This window comes from Vibrio sp. ER1A (assembly GCF_000733315.1).
Classification (GTDB): Bacteria; Pseudomonadota; Gammaproteobacteria; order Enterobacterales; family Vibrionaceae; genus Vibrio; species Vibrio mediterranei.
The window spans coordinates 1250697-1272056 of record NZ_JPJA01000086.1 but is presented as its reverse complement, the minus strand read 5'-3'; the positions used below and the strand labels follow the sequence as shown (position 1 = coordinate 1272056).

The following is a 21360-nucleotide window of genomic DNA, read 5'->3' as shown; positions in this document are numbered from 1 at the left end:
TCATAAATTTATTCAGGTAGTTAGCACAAATAGTGCTTGTTTCTGTCTCCATGGCACGCGATATGCTTAATATTGGTAAAGATAATCATTATTATTTAAGCTTAGAGGTGAGGTCGTTATGACACAATTACACTTAGACAGTCCTTTGCAAGAGGCTAATGCAGAGTGGTATCAAATTGCCAGTCTTGAAGTCACACCAAGAGTTGTTTCAAACCGAACATCGTCGTGGCTAGGTACACTAGTATCACGTTATCTAACATTCTAATTTCACAGATAAAAAGTATTGGAGATTTCCATGAGCCATTTAAGAATTCCTTCACATTGGACCATTCAACGTTCCACCCCATTTTTCACCTCAGACACTGTGCCACAGGCGTTACTCACCCATCACAATACTGCAAAGGGTGTGTTTGGACAGATATGTGTTATGGAAGGCATTGTCACGTACTATGGGTTTGCGGATGAAAATGCGGTAGAGCCAGAAATAAAAGTTGTCATTCATGCAGGACAATTTGCTACCAGCCCCCCACAATACTGGCATCGCATCGAAATAAGTGACGATGCTCAGTTTAATATTAATTTCTGGTCTGAGAGTGATAAGCAAGGCCAAACAATGTTCCACGCTAAGTCGTAATCATCATGCACGAAACGCGATGATCGAAAAATCAATGAATTAGGCCTCCAGGCCATCTTGGCTCCTCATACAGGAGCCTTTTTTCTATCTTGTATTTTGTCATATAAACAATATTTAGTCTTAATGATTACTATGAGGTATTGTCATAAAGATAATTTTTACATGCCAAGTAGAATTAATATTCTTTAAATACAATGCGATATGTTTATATGAGAGGTTGGCACGCTCAATGCAATAGAAGAGATAGATTAAATGCCACGTTGATTATGTATAAGGTAGTAACATGACAATTCACGTAAAAAACAATATTCATTGGGTAGGACAACGCGATTGGGAGGTTCAAGACTTCCATGGTACAGAATACAAAATGACAAAAGGGACGAGCTACAACAGTTACCTTATTCGTGAAGAAAAGACAGTATTGATTGACACTGTTGACCATAGATTCAGTTATCAGTTTTTACAAAACTTAGAGATGGAGATCGAATTGCACTCTATCGACTTCATCGTCATCAATCATGCAGAGGAAGATCACTCCGGTGCCCTTGCAGCGTTGATGGAAAAAATCCCTAATACGCCAATTTACTGCACAGAAGCCGCCATAGACTCTATTGTAGGTCATCATCATCACCCTGAGTGGAATTTTAAAACGGTCAAGACAGGAGACTCTATTGATATTGGCAATGGCAAACAACTTGTCTTTGTCGAAGCGCCAATGTTGCATTGGCCGGACAGTATGATGACGTATTTAACCGGAGATGCGGTGCTGTTTAGTAATGATGCGTTTGGTCAGCATTATTGTGATGAACGCCTATTCAATGATGAAGTGGACCAAGCGGAACTGTTTGAGCAGTGCCTTCGTTACTACTCAAATATCTTAACGCCATTCAGCGCATTAGTGACGGCGAAAATCAAAGAAGTGCTGAGTTTTAATCTTCCTGTGGAGATGATTGCAACCTCTCACGGTATTGTCTGGCGTGATAACCCTGTTCAAATTATCGAGAAGTATTTGCAGTGGGCGGATAACTACCAAGAAGATCGCATCACTATCTTCTACGACACCATGTCGAATAACACTCGAATGATGGCTGATGCCATCGCACAAGGCATTCACGATGTGGATCCAGGCGTCGCAGTGAAAGTCTTCAATGTCTCGCGCCAAGACAAGAATGAAATACTAGCGAATGTGTTCCGTTCGAAAGGTGTACTCGTAGGATCGTCGACCATGAATAATGTGATGATGCCGAAAATTGCGGGCATGCTAGAAGAGATAACCGGTCTAAGGTTCAAAGAAAAGAAAGCAGCTGCGTTTGGTAGTTATGGTTGGAACGGTGGTGCTGTTGACCGTATTCATACACGCTTGACAGACGCAGGCTTTGAAACAACCGAGAGTATTAAAACTAAATGGCGTCCCGATGGCAAAGCAATAAGAGAGTGCAAAGCCTATGGACAAAAAATTGCCAAGCAGTGGGCATTGAGCGATCTCAATGTGACTCCTATTGAATTTAATACGGTGTCGAGCGATGAAGGTAAACCTACGTCCGAGTTACCCCATGATTCCGACTGCCAGTGCATGATCTGTACGGTGTGTAACTGGGTATATGACCCTATTCAAGGAGAACCGAATCAAGGTGTTGAACCAGGGACGGCTTGGGACGATGTGCCTGACTATTTCTTGTGTCCAGAATGTAACCTAGGGAAAGACGTATTTGCGCCTCACACTAAAGAGGGGGTTGCATGAAGCATTTTGACATTGTCATTATAGGGAGCGGCTTCGCTGCCTATCAATTGGTTAAGTCATTGCGGCGTATCAACAACTCAGTCTCAGTGGCTGTAGTGACGGGTGATGATGGACATGACTACAACAAGCCAGATTTAAGTCATGTATTCACCAAAATGCAAACCGCTGAACAGGTCATCACTAAGCGGGCAGAACCGTTCGCACAAGAGTATGGTATTGCGCTATATACCAACACTTGGGTCGAGCATGTAGACCCTCAGCTGCAGACTCTTGAAGTGGAGGGTGAAACGCTGGGCTTTGCAAAACTGGTCTTAGCGACGGGAGCGAGTCCCTTTATTCCAGTCATTGAAGGCTCTGCATCCCAAGATTTCCTTACTCATAATTCGTTAATTGACTATGAGAAAAATCAAACACGTTGGCGAAACGCATCTCGTGTATTAGTACTGGGTGGTGGGTTAATTGGCGTCGAAGTGGCACTAGATCTTGCGAGTGTTGGAAAGCAGGTTTTCTTAGTTGAACCTGCTACAAGACTAATGCAGAACCAATTACCTGACTACATCGAATTGAAACTCAAGCAGGCATTGCAACAAGAAAGCATTAAGGTTATCACCGATGCGTTTGTGACTCATATTGATGAAGGTCCAGAAGCAAAACTTGTTACTTTGAATCAAGGTCAAGAGTTGATGGTCGATGAAATACTCGTGTGTGCTGGCCTTCGGGCCAACACGGTATTAGCGAAAAACATGGGACTGGAAGTTAACAAGGGTATTACCGTTGATGATTACCTTTGTACGTCCACTGCCAATATTTTCGCCCTAGGTGACTGTGCTGAAATTCAAGGAGAAGTAAGGGCGTTTTTACAACCTATCGTGATGAGTGCGAGTGCTCTTGCTAAAACGTTGACGGGAGACGCCACAAAGCTGACATTACCAACCATGCTGACTAAGGTAAAAACGCCAAACTACCCAATTCAGCTTGCTGGCGTTGTCAATGATAAACAGGTTACTCGCTGGAATTACGACGCTAGTACTAATGGTATTTTAGCTACCGCATTTAATGACAACGATGACATGATAGGTTTTATCGCAACACGAGGCCGAGCACCTGAGTCGTTCAAATTATTAAGAGAGTTGGTCTAGTACTCACGACCGCTGTTAAGAGAAAACAACACTTACCCCAGTCTCTGAGGTGAGTGTTTTTTGTTTCCTTTAGCACTGCCTAAAGCGCCTGTTGTTTTGCTTTTTGATTAAGGCTTCTTTGCTTGCGAGGTTTAACCATCATTCGATAAACAACAGGAACAAAGTAAAAAGAGATCAATGTCGTGAGGACGGTACCACCTGCGATAGCCACCGCGAACGGTGGCCAGAAGCCTCCTCCTGCGATAATCAAAGGCATAAATCCGCCAACGGTAGTGATAGTGGTTGAGGTAATATGGCGAGTACATGCCATCACTGCATCGACGGAAGCATCGATGTCGCCTGACGATGCTTTCTCATCTAATCTCAATTCCGCCAAAATTACGATAGCCGCGTTGATAGCTAGCCCCATGATGCCAAGCATCGCTATGATGACGGTAAAGCCAAATGGATAGTTGAATATCCACACAGAGAGCAGCCCTAGTCCTCCGGCTAACCCCGCCACCATAAAGATGATCGTACTTAACCTAAACGAATTGAACGACATGACGACGACCAAAATCATCAAGACCACCACAACCGAAATATTCGAAATGAGCAGACTTACAGAGCGGTCTCGTTCTGCGGACTCACCACCAAAATCGATATGATAACCCGCTGGTAAGGTATATTGGGACAAACGTTGTTGGAACTCATTAAGTACCGTTTGTGGTAGCACTCCCGCTTGGATATAGCCCTCAATGGTATTAACGCGCTCGCCATTGCGTCTGGTAATAGCGCCACGGCTGGTGGTGAGTTCAAGGTCGGCCAGTGTCGATACGCTGACACCTGTGGTATACGTATCGGAAGAAATAGGCAGACGTAAGTTGCCAAGGTGCGATAGGTTTTCGCGCTCTTCATTAGCAACACGTACACGAATAGGAATAGACTCGCTGCCTTCTGTGACCGAACCGGTTTCTCGCCCGACTAACGTCGCTTGCAACATGTTGGCAAACTGGTTGAGCGTAATGCCATTGAGCTTGGCAGTATCTTCATCCACTTTTAACCAAACTTTTGGTGTACCGGGTTGCAGGGTTTCTCTGGTGTGTGTGACATGAGGCGTATTGGCAAGAATGAGACGGATATCCTCCCCTATAGATTTGAGCGTATCGAGATTCTCACCATAGACTCGTAACTCTATTGGTGCTTTAAACGGAGGACCTTGTTCTAGTTTTCTCACCAAAATTTGAGCGGAAGGGATTTCTCTGTTTAACCTCTCCTGAAGCTCTGGAATGACTTTATTAGCGGTTTGGAATGAATCCATTTTAACCATGGCTTGTGAGAAGTACGGCGCGTTGTTTTGTGTGGCTTGTAAATTGTAGTAGAACGATGGGAAGTTAGCGCCAACTAACCAATCGACTCGCTCTACACCTTCATAGGAACGAATGATGTCGTCCACAAGCTCCGTAGACGCCTCAGTCGCATAAATACTGGCTTGTGGAGGTAAAAATACTTGTACCTCAAACATGTCTCGATCCGAAGGTGGAAAAAACTGTTCAGTCAGTTGAGAAATACTCCAATAGCCAGTAATGGGAACGGCTAAAACAAGCAGCAAAGAAATAGCAGGGTGTTTGATCGCCAGTTTTACTGAACGAGCAAAAGCATGGGTCAAAGCGGGAATGCGAAGCCCTGTATTGTACCAATGGTCTCCCGACGAGTGGCTAGGCAATAGCATAGTAGCGAACCCGGCAATGACGGTGTGCGAAAGGATATAAGAACCCACTAAAGAAAAGGACACGGTGATCGCAATCGCGCCTACAAACTCTCCAGTAGCGCCGGGCATCAGAATAATTGGAGCAAAGGCGAGAATTGTGGTGAGTGTTGAACCTAACAATGGCACCCATAGATGTGACAGTGCATTGATGGTCGCCTCTAACCGAGCCTGACCTTTTAATCGATAGCTTTGGATGGTGTCCACCATGACCACAGCATTGTCCACCATGATTCCCAATGCGACGATAAGTCCTGTCACCGACATTTGGTTTATGGGGATCCCTGTCATTTTCATTAATGACAGGGTAAACATCGAAGTCAGGGGCAGCGCAATAGCAACTAGCACAGCCGCTCTCACGCCCAAAGTCACAAAGAGTACAATCAGAATCAGACTAAAACCGATAAGCAAGCTTTGCCCTAGATCGACCAAACGTGTCGTCGTGTATCCTTGTTGATCAAAGAGAATGTTAACCTTGATATTGCTGGGTAAATCCTGCTGAAAACGTTCAATGACCTTCATTGCTCTAGCGGTCCATTGATCAACACGTAACTCAGGCACCATTCGAGCTGCAACAATAACACCGGGTTCACCATCAATGAGTGCCATTTCACTTTCAGGTGTCTTAGCGCTGCGAGTGACGCTGGCAACATCTTCGAGTCGAATAATATGACCGTTATCGTCTACGATCAAAGGCACTTGTTTAATTCGCTCGATCGAATCCAATTCTGACTCAATTTCCAGCCCAAAGCGCGCGAAATGGCTGACCGGCAGAGTTTTTCGCATCTGCGCCTGTTAGACTATCACCGATGTTGATACTTGAGCGGCCAAACGCCGCGGTGTCAGCAGTCCGAAGGTTAACTTGAATCTCTTCTTTTGGCATGCCGTATTCATCAACAAACTCCGTGCCTGATAATGTTCTGAGTCTTTTAGCTAATTCTTTAGCATAACGTCCTAATGTTAGAATATCGGTTTCACCAGGGCCGTCCCAAGTTAGCGCGGAAATGATGGTAAAGGCATAGGTGTGGTCACTGTCTAAATCAGGGGTGCCTGAACCGGTTGGCAAAACAGGGGTGATGTCGGACAGTTTATCTCTTGCTTTGGACCAGACTGGCTCTGGCTCCGTAATCTCATCCTTCAGCTCTATTGTGACAATAGAGATGCCTGGCCTAGATGTTGAACTTAGTAGTTTGACTTCACTAAGCTCCCTAAGTTTGTTTTCCACTACCTCAGTAACCAAGGTTTCGACTCGCTCGGCACTCGCGCCCGGAAAGCTTGTCGTTACATTGGCAAAACGATTCGTGATAATGGGATCTTCTGCTCTTGGTAATGACGAAAATGCGGCGAGACCACTTACGATCAACAGAGCGGTCATTAAAATGAGTAACCGAGTATTGGTAATGATTTGAACTGCTTTCATATCACCACCTATTGAGCGCTTATTTGTACGGGTTGCCCCGGAACAACACGGTGCAGGCCACTGGCAATGATAGACTCGCCATTGGCAAGTGAACCATTGATAAAGGCACGTTGGCTATCAGCGTATAAGACGTTCACACTGCGACGTTCTACTTTACTATCGGCGCCTATAACATAAACATTCCACACTCCTCGCAAGCCATCGATAAGTGCGGTGAGTGGAACCCAGTAACCTGGTTCGTCAATCGATTGTTCGAAGGCCAAATAGGCCAGTTCTCCCTCCAAAACATGAGCATCTTCAGGAAACTGATAGCGTAGTGACACGCTGCGTGATTTGGTGTCTACCATCGCACCTGGGTTAAGAAGTGTGACGCCATAATGAGCGTTAGAGACTCGCACATCAGGAGAAGTCAGTTGGGTGACGCGTTCAAGCTGTTGAGCTGGAATACCGATAAATGCTTCTTTACCGGCACTGGCGAGCAGTACTAAGGTTGGTGTGCCGACGTTGACAACATCTCCAAGAGAGACATGTCGTTTGGCTATAACGCCTGAATATGGGGCAAGGATGGTCGACTTTTCTTGTTTTAGCTTATTTGCGTTCCACGCGGCTTGTAGCCTCACAAGATTGGCTTGCAATACACCTTCTTGGCTTGTGAGGGCATCGATTTCAGCCTCTGCACTGAAGCCTTTCGACTTAAGAGACTGTTGACGTTTTAGATTGGCTTCAACCAGTTTTAGCTGGGCTCGCACTTCATTATTTTGTGCCCTCAACTGGTTAGCTTCGGTGACCAATAAATCCGTATCGAGTCTAATGAGTGGTGCGCCTTTTTCTACGACATCACCCACATCGACAAATAACGCATCCACTTTGCCAGATAGCTCAAAGCCGAGATTAGCTTGTTGACCTGCTTTCACCGTACCAACGTATTCCCTTTGAACCTTGTATGAAGGGCTTAACGTAATTTTAGTGGTGGAGACAGTCAAAGGCTCGACCGCCTCTACCTCTGGTTGCTCTGATTTTTGACAACCTTGTAGCAAAATCAGAATTGCTAGTGCTGATGCTTTTGTTAGTAATTGCTTTGTTTGCATCATAGACATCCTATAAACCTAACCTATTGGTCATAGAATAATCACAATCAAACTAGACTGTCTAGTTTGATTGTGTTAAAAATTAGTTATTCCAAAGGTTGCTACTGGTATTGTGAGCATGATCCAAAAAAGTGAACAGAAGAGACTACAGATATTAAAAGCGGCGGGTGAGTTGTTTTGCGAACATGGCTACAAGGTGAGCATGGATCAGATCGCTAAACTAGCTGATGTCTCAAAGCAAACGGTCTATTCTCATTTCAAAACTAAAGACCAGCTGTTTGAAACCTGCATTCAATATCGATGTGAGCAGCGCGCGATTGATGAATCGGCGTTAAGTTTGGATAATCCGATCAAGCCTACGTTGGTAGAGTTTGGTGTTCGTTTTCAGAACATGCATCTGGAAGAGCAAGTTCTGCAAACGTTTCGAAATGCAGTGGGGCAGGTGAAGTCTCACCCTCAAATATCTGCACTCTATTTGCAATCTGGACCTCAAAAAACACTTCATGTTCTAGCCAATTATCTCCAACGCCACCATGAAAAAGGCACGATTTCCCTTCCCAACGATTCAGAAAATGCAGCGATGCAACTTCTACTGATGTTCCACGGAAAAGCCGCCTACTGGGCGTTTTTGGGCGAGAGTGAAGTGCAAACTGAAGCACAGCGCAAACAATACATAGAAGAATGCGTCACGCTATTTCTAGCGGGTTGCTAACCGACGATAAGTGGTGATTGGCATTTTCGGTTTTACGTTGCTGAAATATATGAATAATCGACTCATTGAGCCAGTTGACCAGCGCACTATTTTGGTGGCGACTGTGAAAATAAGACAGTGCAGGATACTGAGCTTCGGGTAATATTTGGTCAGGATTTAGCATAACTAAATTTGGGTAGTTATGTATCGGGAAGCAGTTGGTGGTTCCCATAAACATATCCGATTGCTGCACAACATCAATAAGTGCAACTGGGTATTCGGAACTAAACCCCACTTCAAGTGGATACCCTAAGCGTTTGAAGATTTCAACAGTAGGGCTTGTATATTTACTGTAGTTACTGACGATTAGGCGTGCTAATGGATACTTCGACATAGACTCAACCGTTACCTTTTTCTTAGTAATCGGGTGGCCTTTTCTAACGAGTAAGCAAGCGTTGATATCACCAATTGTTCGCTTTTCCATGAAAGGGTAGCTGTCAGTTAATTCAGCATTGATCCCTAATAGTATTTCTCCCTTTTCGATAGCGGTGACGGTTTGATCATTCCACGATGCTATATGGATTCGTAGGCCCGGAGCATGTTCACGAAAATAGCGATACAACTCACCAGAAATGGAGAAAACAAAACTCGAAGAGAGAGCTATGGTAATGTCTTGGTCTAGCTGAGCGGGGTCAAAGACATCGCTATCATTGATGACATTTTCAATATCGTACAGTAGAGGGAGTAACGAGCTCGATAGCTGCTCAGAAAATGGTGTTGGTGCTAAACCTGATTTCACTTTAACGAATAACGGGTCATCAAATTGATGACGCAATTTTTGTAGTGATTGACTGACGGCTGGTTGAGATACGTACAATCGTTCCGCCGCTTTACGCATGTTTTTCTCTTCGTAAAGCACCTTGAAGACGCGAAGAAGATTAAGATCGAGATTGGCAAATCGGTCTTTAGCCACTGGATTACTCTGCTTTTGGGATGGCATGGGAATGTTAGCACTCTCAATGTTAGAAATACGTCAAAAGCCAACGTGGAATCACATTGGCTTGGTATAAGTGGTTTAACTGCCTGTTATTTAATAGGTTAGAATTTGTAACCAACCGTAAATGATAGGTAGTCTGCGTCAAGATCACCGTACATTGGTAAATCGACGCGAAGATCTGCGTATAAGCCCATGTCAAGTTGGCCACGCACGCCAGCACCGAGATAGACACTTGAGTCATTGCCCGTTATTTTGCCATAGTTCGATGTATTGACTTCATCACCTAGGAAAGCAAGACCAACTACACCGTAAGGTTTAATCCACCCTTGACCAAGGTCAAAGGCGTAACCAATATCGGTATCAATTTTCAAGGTACGAGCTTTGTAATCCAATGTTTCATCGTAGAATGGAACGTAAACATCATCCTGGTTCCAAGCATAAGACACGTTGATACCAAAGATTTGGTTGAAATCATAACCGTATTCAACTTTAACGCCTGTGCCTAAATTCCAACTTCCCAGTGAGTCACTAAATTCTAGGCTTGAAGCACCTATACCAACACGATGACCACTAAAATCTGTATTTGCAAATGCGCCCGTTGAGATTGCTGCGATAGCGGTGGCAAGAACTAACTTCCTCATTACTAAACCTTTCTTGTTAAAAGCAGCCCTGCTTATGGTTTGCATTCCGTGCTCTGTTTCGATGAGGGCTAGTGTAATGACTGGTTAAAAAGACACTAATCATCAGTTATTAATAGTCTGATAACTCCTGCTTATGACCTCTCTGTCAAATAATTCTTGACCTCAAGTTAACTTGAGGAATTACGCTGAAATTCAATCACTAACAGAAGGAATAATACAATGAATGGATATATTGAACATGCCAACATTACGCTAGTTAACCCTAAGAAAACGATAGAATTTTTATTAGCTGCATTGCCAAATTGGCGCCTTAGAGGTCAAGGAAAAATGGAAGAATGGTATGGCAAGGAAGTGGAGTGGTTTCATGTCGGAGATGATCGCTCTTACATCGCAGTCCAATCGGGAGGTGATGGTCGAATAGCAGATTGGAACAACCATTGGACAGGCGTAAAACACATAGGAATCGTCGTAGATGACCTTGACGAAACAGTTGAACGGCTAAAAATCGCAGGTTATGAATTGGATCATTGGGGAGGAGAGCATCCCCATCGTCGTAGTGCTTATTACGTGGAGGATCATAATATGCAGTTTGAGTTTGTCGAATATTCCTCAAACAATAGTTCGGAACGAAATGACTATAGTATTTGATAATGTCCTATGAGTATTATCAATATGTCGGCGATTCGATGATGGCTTAGCTAATATATTGATATAAATGAATTTCCTTTTTTTGATTCTAATTGTTCATAGGTGAAGTGATGAAGGTTTAGATTTACGAATAGCTATCATTTGTTGAAGTTTAAAACTTGAACTAACGTGTTCTTATCAATGCTACACGAGAGAACCTGTTATGACTGATAAAAAAGAAATCACTAGTGATGTAGAAAAACAGCGTCAAGAATTGATGGCGAGATTGAAAGGTGCTCAAAACCAGATGAAAAACTCTGGTTCTGATAAAAGCAACGCATCAGGCTTTCTAGATGTGATGATCAAAAGCACAGGAACTTTTGAGAAACAGTAGTAAAAGTACGCCCAAACTATCGTTTGGGCGTACTTTAGTTGTTACCCTAATGACCAGCATCTAACTGCACTATTAATAACCTTCACGCTGTATTCATTGTTCTGAGAATTCTTCACTGTCAATCCTCACATACCTTGTTACCTTAAAAGTTCATACAATGGACTGCGGTAAAGCTATGGATTTATGGATAAAGCTAGAATACCTTGCCTTACAAATTTGGGCGATTTTTGTCATTAGGGCGTTACTATTTGGCCAATAGTTTGGTGGCAATTAGCCAACTTGAGTCATTTCGTTAAGCGTAAAACTCTCAACGGCGCCGTCGGTTGCTGCTTTGTATTGAGCAATATGTGGCGCGGCTAAATGTGCCATTAACAGCTCGCGCGACTCCCAGTTTTCGTAAAATACAAAGTGTGCAGGGTTTTCATTATCTTGGTGTAGATCGTAGTTGATACAACCTTGTTCTTTACGTGTGATATCAATGAGTTTAAGAAGCTCTGCTTTCACAAGTTCAATCTGATCAGGTTTTGCAATGATGTTAGCGACAATAGTCAGCTTTGCCATGGTATTTCCTCGTTAGAATGGATCTTTTGGTTGGTAGTAATTGGATAACAACATCTTATCTTGGCTTAAATAAAACAAAAATAATGAGAGATTTGAAAGATTATCAAACCATTATTGATAATCGACGTGTTTCTGGAGTCGAACCGCTTCGCCACTCACAAGCATTCCAACAATTCAGTTAAAGCGATGTGAGTGGCTACAATGGATTTATATACGCCCTACTAGCTTCTGTAATGTCGCGATCAAAGTTCTTTGTTCTTCCTCTTCAAGCCCGGCTAGCAACGCTTGATTAACTTCAACCGGTAGATGAATGACTTCCTCTTTAAGGGCTTTCCCTTTATCTGTCAAAAAGATCCTGAAGGAGCGACGACTTTCTGGGTCGGCACGTCGCTCGACCAATTCTAGAGCTTCTAATTTGTCGAGTGTTCTAGTCGTTGTTGAGCTCTCTACCTTGGACATTTGCGCAATCTCTCGCTGAGTAACGCCTTCCTTTTCCCACAAACACATTAGAGTTGGCCATAACGCGAGCGTCAGTCCCTTTTCTCGCAATCTCTTATCAAACTCTTTTGATGCATGATTTGCCACAACATTTAGTAGCCAACCAAAGCTGGTTTGGCGCTCGAATTCTGTCTTCATTTTTACACCATTGAAAAAGCAACTATTGTCATCGTAACTAATATTGAGATGATTAGCACTAACAACGCTTTAAAATTGCTCGATAAAGAAGGAGATAGTACATCTGCGTTGAGTATCTGCTGCCCTGTGAACATAGACATCAGCAGACTTTTACCACGTAGTTTGTAGATAACAATGGCTCCAACGTGCAGTGCGACCATGATTGGTAACATGTCAGCGAATACTACGTGAATGGTGTCTGCAATGTCATAAAGAGGCTCGGGAATAAAAATGCCGATACTCTCCAAACCATCAAACATTCCAGCTAAAAGCATGCCGGTAACACATTGAATGAGTAATGTACCGATCATTGCAATAACCATGACTGCACCTAGCGGGTTATGCCCAACATATGAGATTGCCTTACCGAATGTATATCGGACAACTGTTTTTGGATGCTTAAGAAAAGAACGGAATCGGCTACTTTCACTACCAATAAAACCCCATATCACGCGCCAAAGCAATAATGTAAATAAAACTAGCCCCAATTGAAGATGGGGCCCTTGATTACTAAAGCCAGTGAATACTAGTCCCGCAAAAACAAGGGCTTGAATCCAGTGATAGAGTCGAGTCGCAAGATCCCAAACTTTAACTTTTTGCATAATTTGATCCTTTAGTCTTAAATAGTTGACATTAATTTACACAACAACTGTTGCGTTCGCAATAATTGTTGTGTAAATTAAATGTATCAACAACGATGTACAAATCAGGTGGAGGAAATATGTTCACTCATCATTCAACGACCAAATTAGTATTCTTGCTCGTATTATCGACAGGTACTTCATCTCTAGCGTATTCCGCTCCGAACTCAGCAACATTAGACATCATAGACGCGCGGCAAAAAGCCTTTACAGTCCTTGAGTCCCAAACTAAGGCTGTTAAAAAAACGCTCGATGGTAGTGATACCGACTGGCAGACTTTGTTAGAAGCGAGCGAGCAACTTGTGGCTAACAGTGATGCGTTAAACGGTGCCTTTGCTTTAGGGACTCTAGAAGGAAGTAAGGCGAAAGAGAGCGTGTGGAGTAAGCCGGATAAATTCAATCGATTAATGCAACAGATGCAACAAGGTTATCAGCAGGTGGCGCTTGGGGCACAAAATCAATCTATTGCAGAAGTCGAGAAGGGGCTAAAGGCTGCGGAATCTACGTGTAAAAGTTGCCACCGCAGCTATCGCTCACGTTGGTAAGAAGTATCATTTGAAACAGAAGGTAACGTCATGAAAAAAATAATCAAAACTCTATTTGTTATCGGTGCACTTCTTGTGGGTGCTGGCTCCGCTTATGCGTACGATTATGGTGTTGAGTTAAAGTGGAACACTGATGATATCGCACAAGTGCTTAAGACGATGCCGGAACAGAGAGCATCATTTAAGAAGCTGGTGGATAACGGAAAAATCAAAGATATGTTTGTCGAAAATAGCCAAGTAGGCGGACAGAAGACACAGCTACTAAAATTCGTTATGGAAGCAGAAAGCGAGCAGTCGGTGCGTGACCAGCTAGCAAGCTTACCTTTGTACCAACAAGATTTGGTAAGAATAAACCACATTCAGCTGTTGGGCTCAAAGTGGTTAGACAACACACCGCAAGCGAATAATTTTGGCCTCACCTTCATTTGGAAGTCTGGGATAGATCCTTTGGAAATTGACAGAGTATTGGGCATCGATTTACAGCGAGTGATAGCACTTAATCAAGTTGGCACGGTAACCTCGTCGTACATCAATACTCAGAATTTAGAGAATGGTGTTGTCAGACCCACTTATTTGGTGGCGGTGCTTGCTAAAGATGCCGCACATGCTTTGGAAATGAGTAAGCAATTTGAGGCGGTGATAATGGGCTACGCCGACGTGCAAGTCGAGCCTCTGGGTCACAAGCTAGATATGAGCAAATTGTAAAACACAAAGTGCTGCAATCAAGTATCGGTTGCGGCTCACCTTTCTATTCCACTGGGCTGCACAACCTTATATTATCCAGAGAGTTTATTCAGATTGAAGTAGGATAAGACATGACGAAAAAGTCACTTTTTGTGTTTGATATGGATGGTGTACTCATCGAATCAGAACCTTTTTGGCGAAAGGCGCAGATTGAAGTGTTAGCTAATTACGGAGCGAGCGCCACTATTGACGATTGCATTGAAAACACTATGGGAAAACGACTTGATGATATTGCTGCAATATGGATTCAAATGTTTAACTTGAGTGTGGATGCTAAGGTGTTGGAATCAGAGATAATGCAAAGAGTAGTTGCACTTGTCGAACAGGAAGGCGAGGCGATAGAGGGTATTCCGACACTGATTTCAGACTTGAAACAAAGAGACTTTCGCCTAGCTCTAGCTAGCTCTTCTGCCTATCCAATTATTCATGCGGTGACTGAAAAACTAGCCATACAGGACAGCTTTGACTTGATGTTAAGCGCAGAAGACGTACCAAATGGTAAACCCGCTCCCGATGTGTATTTGGAAGTTTGTCAGCGTTTAGATGTTCCAGTGGAGCAGGCATTCGCATTAGAGGACAGCCTAACTGGTGTGAAAGCCGCTGTTGCTGCGCAGCTAACCACCATCGCTATGCCTTTTGAAAATAATCCCGTGTTTTTAATTGCGGATTATGTCGTGGGGTCGGTGCAGGATGTGATAGCAATAGTTGACCATCATGCCGTCGATTAAGCAAACTAACCACTATATGTAAAACTGTGAGTAGCGAGGAAGCAACTCACAGTGTTTCTATATTCTATATGGACTTGAATTCTGGCATCAAACAAGCATTAATTGTATCACCCTGATATTCGATCGAAGAAGCTAGCTCACCCTCAATAACAACATTGGTGACCCCCATTTTTGCTAAGTCGCTTTTTGAGTAGTACCACCCGTGTGTTTCCTCAGTTAATTGACATTTTTTCGAACTATTTTGACCGTACACAGTGATATCAGGATCAACATCAACGTACTCAAAAAAGACCTCTTCTTTTTCGCGTAGTCGGGATATAAACGTCATTAACTCTTCTTTATCGGTAGAGGAAACCGATGCTTGCCAAAGTTCATCTGACTGTCTTGGCCCTCCGTGCCAACCAATAAGAGAACCTTTTTTAATCAAGACAGTTTTTGCAGCTGGAATAACATAATTTGCACATGCAGAAAAACAAAGTTTATCAACTTCAACGTCCAGATTATTTTCTTTGATAAAATACCCAAGTTCGATACCCGAAGGCACATCACCGCCAGGGCTAGTGATTCGTATTTTTTCAATATTTGCTCCAGAATTTCGAACAACTCTTAATGCTTCCAAAACGCTATCGCCAGATATCGGGCCGTCAAATATAAGCGTGCTTCCGGATACTGACACATTGTGATCGGGCATAAAAATAATCGGGATACTTTTACAACCTGACAATACAGCGAGTGTTACTAGCGAAAGGCAAAGTAATCTCATTTCCTGAACTCCATTTTGAATTAATTTAATTCCGTTTTTTTCACGGTGCACGGATTACCTGCAGCCATGCAATTGGCAGGAATATCCTTTGAAACTAAGCTACCAGCGCCAATTATCGCGTTATCACCGATATTGACCCCAGGAAGAACAATACATCCGTAACCGATCCAAACATCGTTGCCAATTGTGACAGGCTCAGCTTTTAGATTATCAAGCTCATCCGGATGACCTCGGTTTGTAAGTGCATGGCCGCTACAATCCATAATCACTGTATTAGGGCCAAAAATGACGTTATTTCCTATTGAGACTTTGTCGTAAGCACAGATTGAAGTGCCCTGAAGCACGCACCCTTTGCCAATGACTATTTTGCCAAAAGGCCTGTCGTTGACAGCAACACTTGTCAGTTTCGTGATGCCAGAAGGAAAGGCTGGAAAGTGGGATGATTCGAGGTAACAACCTGAATCAATTACGATAGCTTTGCTGTTGTTTGGGAAATATTTGGATCGTTTCGACCCCGCTTTGGTCAATGTAATCGACGGACAACCAGAAAATGTGACCCAATTATCCGAACCAAAGTATTTACCATATTGTTCCATTAACTCAACGTCAGACAGTTCAGCATGATTATCTGGGCTGAGTATTCTTTCGTGGTTATACATCTTGAGCTTCCTGCTTAAAATTATTCGGGATTTCTTGAACTAGACCACCATCCATGAGCAATACTCTGTCTGCTGATGCTATAGTCTCTGGACGGTGTGCAATCATTAAAATAGGCGTCTTGATATCTTTAAACATCTGGCAGACAAATGACTCCGAATAGATATCTAAACTACTAGTCGCTTCGTCTAACACTAGAAACTTAGGTTTTTTGTACAGAGCTCTCGCAATGAGAATTCTTTGTTTTTGACCTCCAGAAAGGCTCGAGCCCATCTCGCCAACTAGCGTGTGGTATCCCATATTTAGGCGTTCAATATCATCATGAACACCTGCCCTGCGAGCACACATAACGAGCCACTCCTCATCTAAATCGCCAGCGAAGAAGGTTATATTCTCGATAATTGAACCACTAAATAGTTGGTCTTCTTGCAATACCGCACCGACTTGCTCCCTAAGGGATTTGGAGGCTGTCGACTTATTGCCAAAATAATTAATGCTACCTGACGTAACGGAATAAATACCTAACAACAGTTTAGAAATGGTTGATTTACCACAGCCAGACGGTCCGACTAACGCAACAATCTCATTACTTTTTACAGTAAAGCTTGCACCGTTAAGAATAGGAGGCTGATCTTTTCCGTAGGAGAAGAAAACATTGTCAAACTCAATAGCATTGTTACTTAGATTATTGGCTTCGATTGGCAACCCTAAGGCATCAGGAACACTATCCGTTTCTTTCTCAGTCAAGACAATATCCGCTAAACGCTCGTTGTATACAGATAACATCTTAAATTCAAAATACTTATCGATTAATGAACTAATACTGGCAGAGAATCGGCCTTGATACGAAAGAAAGGCCATCAACATACCGATTGTAAACAGCCCATCCAGCACCAAGTTTGCGCCAAACCAGAGAACCGTAGCTGAAACAAGGCTGACAATCGTTACATTCATTGTGTTGTAGATCATCCCGAGTTTTTGCTCGTGTAGCTGCGCATTTCTTCGTTTAATATTGAGGTTTTGCCAAGATGACTCGCGCCAAGGTAATGTCCCATTGACTCTTAAGCTCAATACACCGCGAACTGTCTCAATAAAATAACTTTCTTCTTGAGTACTGGCCTCCCAAGTGTTTTCTTCTGCACGTTTAAAAGCGCCAAACCAGGCAAACCTCAGAACTACGTAGCCTAACGCTGCAGCGATGGCAATGAATGATAGTTGAGGGCTGTAAACCAACATAACCGAAAGAGTGCCTACCACTAACACTATATCGAGTAGAGCCTGAATGGCGCTAGTAGTTAACGTTTGTTGAATGACACCCACCGCGGAGAATTTCGCACTTATGCTTCCTATGTCCCTTTTTTCAAACCAATCTATCGGTAATCGGAACAAATGGTGGAACACATTTGCAGCCCACTGCATGTTAAAATTCACTGATAACTTGATTGTCGCCCATTGTTGAGCGAGTCCGATTAGGGTTTGCGTTGCTGTTACCATGAGTATGGCTCCAATGACGAGTACAAGAAGGTTTTTGTCATAACCAACCAACACTTCATCAATCACAATCTGATTGAAGATAGGTAAAGTAAGCGCTAATACCTCTAATACCAATGCGAACACAAAAATTCGACCTAGTGCTCCTTTAAGACCAATGGTTTTACCAATTAGAGTTGATAGCCGAACCGCTTTACTCTCAACTTTTTCTTCAAAGTCGTGGGTTGGGGTTAGTTCAAGAGCGATTCCTGTGAAGTGCTTATTGAGCTCATCATGGCTCAGTTTCAATGCACCGTTGGCTGGATCGTGAATTTCAATTTTTCTTCCACTCACTTTTTTTAACACAACGAAATGATTGAGATTCCAATGCAAAATGCAAGGTGTAGCTAATTGCTCCAGTTCATCAAGATCTAAACGTACCGCGCGACCAGAAAGCTTAAGAAGTGCACCGCACTCAATGAGCCGTGCAAATGACATCCCATGCTGGGTAATGCCGCATTTTGCCCGTAGCGATCGCAGATCAGTTTTGTAACCATGCCAATCAGCAATCATCGCAAGGCATGCAATACCGCATTCCGCCTTTTCTGTTTGGCGAATCAGAGGGAGCCTCTTTCCCCACCCCCAGTCTATCAACCCTTCTGCATGCATGATTACATTCGCCCTTTGATGGTGTACAAAGGCTCCAACAGCCACTCGTAAACCTTACGTGTGTCCAGTTCAATATCTGCGGTCAACGTCATCCCTGGCACAAACATTTGCTCCTCTCCGTAAACCGTAATAGTTGGTTTATCTAATTTGACTCTTACTTGGTACAAACCAACTCCACCATGAGTACGAGAAAGCTGGCTTTGTATCAATGGGCTATTGGGTAGCATCTCAGCGGTGACAGCAGATTTTGATATAGATGAGATAACACCTTGTTGAACGCCAAACTTTTCATAAGGAAATGCATCGAACCGTAGGCGAACATCTTGACCTTCTTGAATAAAACCTATGCTGCGACTCGGTGCGTATAACTCAACAAAGACTGGCTCTTCTCCTTCTGGGATCAGTACGAGAAGTGGTTGACCTTTGTTAACTGAATGGCCTTCCTTAACGAATATTGACGCAACCACACCGTTAATCGGAGATACAATCTGAGTGTCTGTTTGAAAAAAGTACTCCATTTTGTTTTGCACGATTTGTTGAAGCTGGCGATCTATGTCCTGAAGGGCAATCTCAAGCTCTAACTGAAGTGTCTCTCTTGTTTCTTCCCGGTTCGCTCTCTCTCTTCCCAGACGCTGTAAACTCAGGTGTTGGTTTTGCACCTTAGCTTCTAGTGTTATTAACTCCAGTCTTTGTCTCTGAAGTTCAATAGAAGAGATGAACTGCTTGTTGACTAACACTTGTTGTTTATCAACCAAACTTTGAGCAAGATTTAGTTCTTGTTCAGATAAGTCAACAACAACTTTTAGTATTTTGGCCTCTTCAGATAAACGTATTAATTCATCATCAATGACTTCTAGTTGGTGTTGCGACTTTTCTATTTCTTTACTTCGACGTTCATTTAACAAGGCAATTTGATTTTCAATGGTAGTGACAATCCGCTTTTTTACTCCCTGACCAAACTGATCATATCGCTCCGTTTTGATCTCATACAAAGGCGCCCCAGCGAGTATTTTTTTACCTTCAGTAACAAGTACCTTTTCGGCATATCCTTCATCATTAGCTTGTATCTTTACAATACCTCCAGTCGGACTAACCACACCATTCAGTGTGTCTCTGCGTGTGTACTCGGCGAAAACAACGAAGCAAATGATGGTCATCAGGACAAACACAGATGCAGCCACAAAAAGATGCTGATTCAATGATGCATCAATTAAAATAGATCCTTGATGGTTTGATTTCTGTGCCTCAAAATACTCTGGCCGATATAAATGTTTAGCTCTTGATATCACGGGTCATCCTTTCCCTAAACGAATGAGGTCAAAGCTGCTTCACTGCAATTTGTTGATTCTTATTTGAAACCAAGTTTGTATTGATTTTTTTTGCCGACAAGTCGACACCACATTGACAAATCTTGGTCCTGCACGTTGTAGGAAGGGTAGGTAGCTCAATGTCTTCATCATAAATCGAACCAATCGGACCATCTTGCATACACCAAGAACGGTAAATATCGCCGCTGAATGTGACTACCAAACTATCAATACCTGCGTAGCAGTCCCAACCTACAAAATTGGTTTGATCATTAGCGATTAGATCAAAAGTGGACAGATTCTTGGTTGTACCATCGGCATATTTAACTTCTAGTTCAGCCATTGAAGGTGGAAGTGTTTTAAGCTCAGGTCGACCACGGAAGTCTTTCATTATTTGTTCTTGTTCGGGTGTGTACGGATACTTCTTGGTAATTCCACCATGGCCGAAGCCTTCAAAGAGTGGTTGGAGAGCAATAGAGCAACGAACTTCTTGTTTTAGCTTTTTTGCAAACGTTAAACAGTCATCAAACCGTTCTGGAACCATCATGATGTTTACGTGGAAGCGAGTAGTTTGAGAAGCCTCAAGAATTTTAGACACTTCAGTAAAATGAGAGCCACTTTTTATATCGTTAATGTGATAACTGAGGCTCACTCCAGATAGTAAATGCGCATATTGTTCCCACCACTCCAAGGACTTTGAACCATTTGAAACAATACAGACTAACCCGTTATTTTGATGTATATGCTTGATAAAATCAGTAAAATATCTAAGTAGAGTGACTTCACCTCCACCAAATTCAAAGTATGGCACAAGTCCTTGCTCATTTGATTGCGATATAAGTTCATCAACAAATTTGATTGCAATTTCATATGATGGCGACTTTATTGAACCACTATTGAGGTCAGAATGGCAATAACTGCATTTGTAGTTACAATTATTAATTAGTGCCCAATTTATACCTAAATATGAATCACAGGATATTATTTCTTCAATTTCCATAATGTATAGCTCTCAACAGACAGAATGAATACAGGTCGCTACATACGACCTGTAGTGTTTATTTTTTATAGTAAGACTTAACCAGCAACACATGAATTATGAATGTAACAAATAAGGTCAGTCTCAAATAAAAATCTATATCTGTTTTAAATGCAAAGTAACCAATAAGGCTAGCCATAATGGCTGTTGAAGTTAAGTAAATTACGCGCATTAGAAGTTACACATCCCTCCTCCAAACCCAAAGCCACCAGCCCCTCCCGCAGCAGCACCTATACTCTTAGCTGCAAATCCTGCCGCACCTCCTGCCGCAGCAAAAGTACCTTGGCAAAGAGCATTCGCTAGCTGAGCCCTGCCTGCATCACCTTGAGGACCAGCCATTTGCTTTATAGCACTAGGAGAGGCAGGATAACCACTAGAGTTACCATCACCACCACCATCAACCATTGATATTTCATCAACACTTAAGTTATACATAAGTTAT

At 42.8% G+C, this 21360-nt stretch carries 22 protein-coding genes and 1 pseudogene; 10 read left to right on the top strand and 13 right to left on the bottom strand.

Going from position 1 to position 21360, the window contains the following annotated elements; all coding sequences use genetic code 11:
* The first annotated feature begins 118 nt into the window (after nt 1-118).
* From HW45_RS29590 to norW, 4 genes are all read left to right on the top strand, one after another.
* Nucleotides 119-265 (top strand): hypothetical protein, encoded by a 147-nt coding sequence (locus HW45_RS29590; protein WP_160171218.1) that lies wholly within the window; start codon nt 119-121, stop codon nt 263-265.
* Between the two features lie 30 nt (nt 266-295).
* Nucleotides 296-634 carry a DUF1971 domain-containing protein gene (locus HW45_RS12780; protein ID WP_038227254.1) on the top strand — a complete coding sequence of 113 codons (339 nt, stop codon included), beginning with the start codon at nt 296-298 and terminating at the stop codon, nt 632-634.
* 283 nt (nt 635-917) lie between these two features.
* Nucleotides 918-2375 (top strand): anaerobic nitric oxide reductase flavorubredoxin, encoded by a 1458-nt coding sequence (gene norV, locus HW45_RS12775; RefSeq protein ID WP_038227253.1) that lies wholly within the window; start codon nt 918-920, stop codon nt 2373-2375.
* Complete coding sequence (gene norW, locus HW45_RS12770) at nt 2372-3514, top strand: NADH:flavorubredoxin reductase NorW (protein ID WP_038227252.1); 1143 nt, start codon at nt 2372-2374, stop codon at nt 3512-3514. The genes norV and norW overlap by 4 nt, the downstream gene beginning before the upstream one ends.
* Nucleotides 3515-3593: 79 nt before the next feature.
* On the opposite strand, the pseudogene HW45_RS12765 reads toward norW, so the two are convergent.
* Nucleotides 3594-6681: pseudogene (locus HW45_RS12765) on the bottom strand (efflux RND transporter permease subunit).
* A gap of 8 nt (nt 6682-6689) precedes the next feature.
* Nucleotides 6690-7772 (bottom strand): efflux RND transporter periplasmic adaptor subunit, encoded by a 1083-nt coding sequence (locus tag HW45_RS12760; protein WP_038227251.1) that lies wholly within the window; start codon nt 7770-7772, stop codon nt 6690-6692.
* Nucleotides 7773-7881: 109 nt separating this feature from the next.
* On the opposite strand from HW45_RS12760, the gene HW45_RS12755 reads away from it, so the two are divergent.
* On the top strand, nt 7882-8481 hold the full coding sequence (locus tag HW45_RS12755) for a TetR/AcrR family transcriptional regulator (protein ID WP_171390726.1): 600 nt from the start codon (nt 7882-7884) through the stop codon (nt 8479-8481).
* On the opposite strand, the gene HW45_RS12750 is transcribed toward HW45_RS12755, so the two are convergent.
* On the bottom strand, nt 8456-9460 hold the full coding sequence (locus HW45_RS12750; RefSeq protein ID WP_051868044.1) for a LysR family transcriptional regulator: 1005 nt from the start codon (nt 9458-9460) through the stop codon (nt 8456-8458). The genes HW45_RS12755 and HW45_RS12750 overlap by 26 nt on opposite strands.
* A gap of 98 nt (nt 9461-9558) precedes the next feature.
* On the bottom strand, nt 9559-10098 hold the full coding sequence (locus HW45_RS12745; RefSeq protein ID WP_038227784.1) for a porin family protein: 540 nt from the start codon (nt 10096-10098) through the stop codon (nt 9559-9561).
* Between the two features lie 219 nt (nt 10099-10317).
* Between HW45_RS12745 and HW45_RS12740 the strand changes: the two genes are divergently transcribed.
* The gene (locus HW45_RS12740; protein WP_038227249.1) at nt 10318-10746 is read left to right on the top strand and encodes a VOC family protein; all 429 of its coding nucleotides are present in this window, start codon (nt 10318-10320) and stop codon (nt 10744-10746) included.
* A gap of 202 nt (nt 10747-10948) precedes the next feature.
* Nucleotides 10949-11119, top strand: coding sequence for a hypothetical protein (locus tag HW45_RS29585; RefSeq protein ID WP_006069293.1), 171 nt, complete (start codon nt 10949-10951; stop codon nt 11117-11119).
* A 270-nt stretch (nt 11120-11389) separates the two neighbouring features.
* On the opposite strand, the gene HW45_RS12735 is transcribed toward HW45_RS29585, so the two are convergent.
* The 3 genes from HW45_RS12735 to HW45_RS12725 all read right to left on the bottom strand — a co-directional run bounded on the left by HW45_RS12735 (nt 11390) and on the right by HW45_RS12725 (nt 12957).
* Entirely contained in the window at nt 11390-11680 is a 291-nt protein-coding gene (locus HW45_RS12735) for a putative quinol monooxygenase (RefSeq protein WP_006069292.1), read from the bottom strand.
* 207 nt (nt 11681-11887) lie between these two features.
* On the bottom strand, nt 11888-12316 hold the full coding sequence (locus HW45_RS12730) for a MarR family winged helix-turn-helix transcriptional regulator (protein ID WP_038227248.1): 429 nt from the start codon (nt 12314-12316) through the stop codon (nt 11888-11890).
* A 2-nt stretch (nt 12317-12318) separates the two neighbouring features.
* Entirely contained in the window at nt 12319-12957 is a 639-nt protein-coding gene (locus HW45_RS12725; RefSeq protein ID WP_038227247.1) for a cytochrome b/b6 domain-containing protein, read from the bottom strand.
* A 119-nt stretch (nt 12958-13076) separates the two neighbouring features.
* Here HW45_RS12725 and HW45_RS12720 point away from each other — a divergent pair, with 119 nt between their 5' ends.
* The 3 genes from HW45_RS12720 to HW45_RS12710 all read left to right on the top strand — a co-directional run bounded on the left by HW45_RS12720 (nt 13077) and on the right by HW45_RS12710 (nt 15013).
* Complete coding sequence (locus HW45_RS12720; RefSeq protein ID WP_051868040.1) at nt 13077-13541, top strand: c-type cytochrome; 465 nt, start codon at nt 13077-13079, stop codon at nt 13539-13541.
* 30 nt (nt 13542-13571) lie between these two features.
* Nucleotides 13572-14246: a hypothetical protein gene (locus HW45_RS12715; RefSeq protein WP_038227246.1), complete on the top strand. Its 675-nt coding sequence runs from the start codon at nt 13572-13574 to the stop codon at nt 14244-14246.
* 110 nt (nt 14247-14356) lie between these two features.
* Nucleotides 14357-15013, top strand: coding sequence for an HAD family hydrolase (locus HW45_RS12710; RefSeq protein WP_038227245.1), 657 nt, complete (start codon nt 14357-14359; stop codon nt 15011-15013).
* A 64-nt stretch (nt 15014-15077) separates the two neighbouring features.
* Here the strand turns inward: HW45_RS12710 and HW45_RS12705 are convergent, their stop codons facing one another.
* The 6 genes from HW45_RS12705 to HW45_RS12680 all read right to left on the bottom strand — a co-directional run bounded on the left by HW45_RS12705 (nt 15078) and on the right by HW45_RS12680 (nt 21353).
* Nucleotides 15078-15827 (bottom strand): hypothetical protein, encoded by a 750-nt coding sequence (locus HW45_RS12705; protein WP_235225459.1) that lies wholly within the window; start codon nt 15825-15827, stop codon nt 15078-15080.
* Nucleotides 15797-16435, bottom strand: coding sequence for an acyltransferase (locus HW45_RS12700; protein WP_038227243.1), 639 nt, complete (start codon nt 16433-16435; stop codon nt 15797-15799). Before HW45_RS12700 ends, HW45_RS12705 begins: the two co-directional genes overlap by 31 nt.
* Nucleotides 16428-18572, bottom strand: coding sequence for a peptidase domain-containing ABC transporter (locus HW45_RS12695; RefSeq protein ID WP_038227242.1), 2145 nt, complete (start codon nt 18570-18572; stop codon nt 16428-16430). The genes HW45_RS12700 and HW45_RS12695 overlap by 8 nt, the downstream gene beginning before the upstream one ends.
* 2 nt (nt 18573-18574) lie before the next feature.
* Nucleotides 18575-19861, bottom strand: a complete 1287-nt coding sequence (locus tag HW45_RS12690) for an HlyD family secretion protein (protein WP_038227241.1) — start codon at nt 19859-19861, stop codon at nt 18575-18577.
* 28 nt (nt 19862-19889) lie between these two features.
* Nucleotides 19890-20879, bottom strand: a complete 990-nt coding sequence (locus HW45_RS12685; RefSeq protein WP_038227240.1) for a radical SAM protein — start codon at nt 20877-20879, stop codon at nt 19890-19892.
* Between the two features lie 210 nt (nt 20880-21089).
* The gene (locus HW45_RS12680; protein WP_038227239.1) at nt 21090-21353 is read right to left on the bottom strand and encodes a hypothetical protein; all 264 of its coding nucleotides are present in this window, start codon (nt 21351-21353) and stop codon (nt 21090-21092) included.
* Nucleotides 21354-21360: the final 7 nt, after the last annotated feature.

Bases quoted from the DNA above. Each gene is read 5' to 3' on its own strand.
- HW45_RS29590 (WP_160171218.1), top strand. From the start codon at position 119: ATGACACAATTACACTTAGACAGTCCTTTGCAAGAGGCTAATGCAGAG.
- HW45_RS12780 (WP_038227254.1), top strand. From the start codon at position 296: ATGAGCCATTTAAGAATTCCTTCACATTGGACCATTCAACGTTCCACC.
- norV (WP_038227253.1), top strand. From the start codon at position 918: ATGACAATTCACGTAAAAAACAATATTCATTGGGTAGGACAACGCGAT.
- norW (WP_038227252.1), top strand. From the start codon at position 2,372: ATGAAGCATTTTGACATTGTCATTATAGGGAGCGGCTTCGCTGCCTAT.
- HW45_RS12760 (WP_038227251.1), bottom strand. From the start codon at position 7,772: ATGATGCAAACAAAGCAATTACTAACAAAAGCATCAGCACTAGCAATT.
- HW45_RS12750 (WP_051868044.1), bottom strand. From the start codon at position 9,460: ATGCCATCCCAAAAGCAGAGTAATCCAGTGGCTAAAGACCGATTTGCC.
- HW45_RS12745 (WP_038227784.1), bottom strand. From the start codon at position 10,098: ATGAGGAAGTTAGTTCTTGCCACCGCTATCGCAGCAATCTCAACGGGC.
- HW45_RS12740 (WP_038227249.1), top strand. From the start codon at position 10,318: ATGAATGGATATATTGAACATGCCAACATTACGCTAGTTAACCCTAAG.
- HW45_RS29585 (WP_006069293.1), top strand. From the start codon at position 10,949: ATGACTGATAAAAAAGAAATCACTAGTGATGTAGAAAAACAGCGTCAA.
- HW45_RS12735 (WP_006069292.1), bottom strand. From the start codon at position 11,680: ATGGCAAAGCTGACTATTGTCGCTAACATCATTGCAAAACCTGATCAG.
- HW45_RS12730 (WP_038227248.1), bottom strand. From the start codon at position 12,316: ATGAAGACAGAATTCGAGCGCCAAACCAGCTTTGGTTGGCTACTAAAT.
- HW45_RS12725 (WP_038227247.1), bottom strand. From the start codon at position 12,957: ATGCAAAAAGTTAAAGTTTGGGATCTTGCGACTCGACTCTATCACTGG.
- HW45_RS12720 (WP_051868040.1), top strand. From the start codon at position 13,077: ATGTTCACTCATCATTCAACGACCAAATTAGTATTCTTGCTCGTATTA.
- HW45_RS12715 (WP_038227246.1), top strand. From the start codon at position 13,572: ATGAAAAAAATAATCAAAACTCTATTTGTTATCGGTGCACTTCTTGTG.
- HW45_RS12710 (WP_038227245.1), top strand. From the start codon at position 14,357: ATGACGAAAAAGTCACTTTTTGTGTTTGATATGGATGGTGTACTCATC.
- HW45_RS12700 (WP_038227243.1), bottom strand. From the start codon at position 16,435: ATGTATAACCACGAAAGAATACTCAGCCCAGATAATCATGCTGAACTG.
- HW45_RS12695 (WP_038227242.1), bottom strand. From the start codon at position 18,572: ATGCATGCAGAAGGGTTGATAGACTGGGGGTGGGGAAAGAGGCTCCCT.
- HW45_RS12685 (WP_038227240.1), bottom strand. From the start codon at position 20,879: ATGGAAATTGAAGAAATAATATCCTGTGATTCATATTTAGGTATAAAT.
- HW45_RS12680 (WP_038227239.1), bottom strand. From the start codon at position 21,353: ATGTATAACTTAAGTGTTGATGAAATATCAATGGTTGATGGTGGTGGT.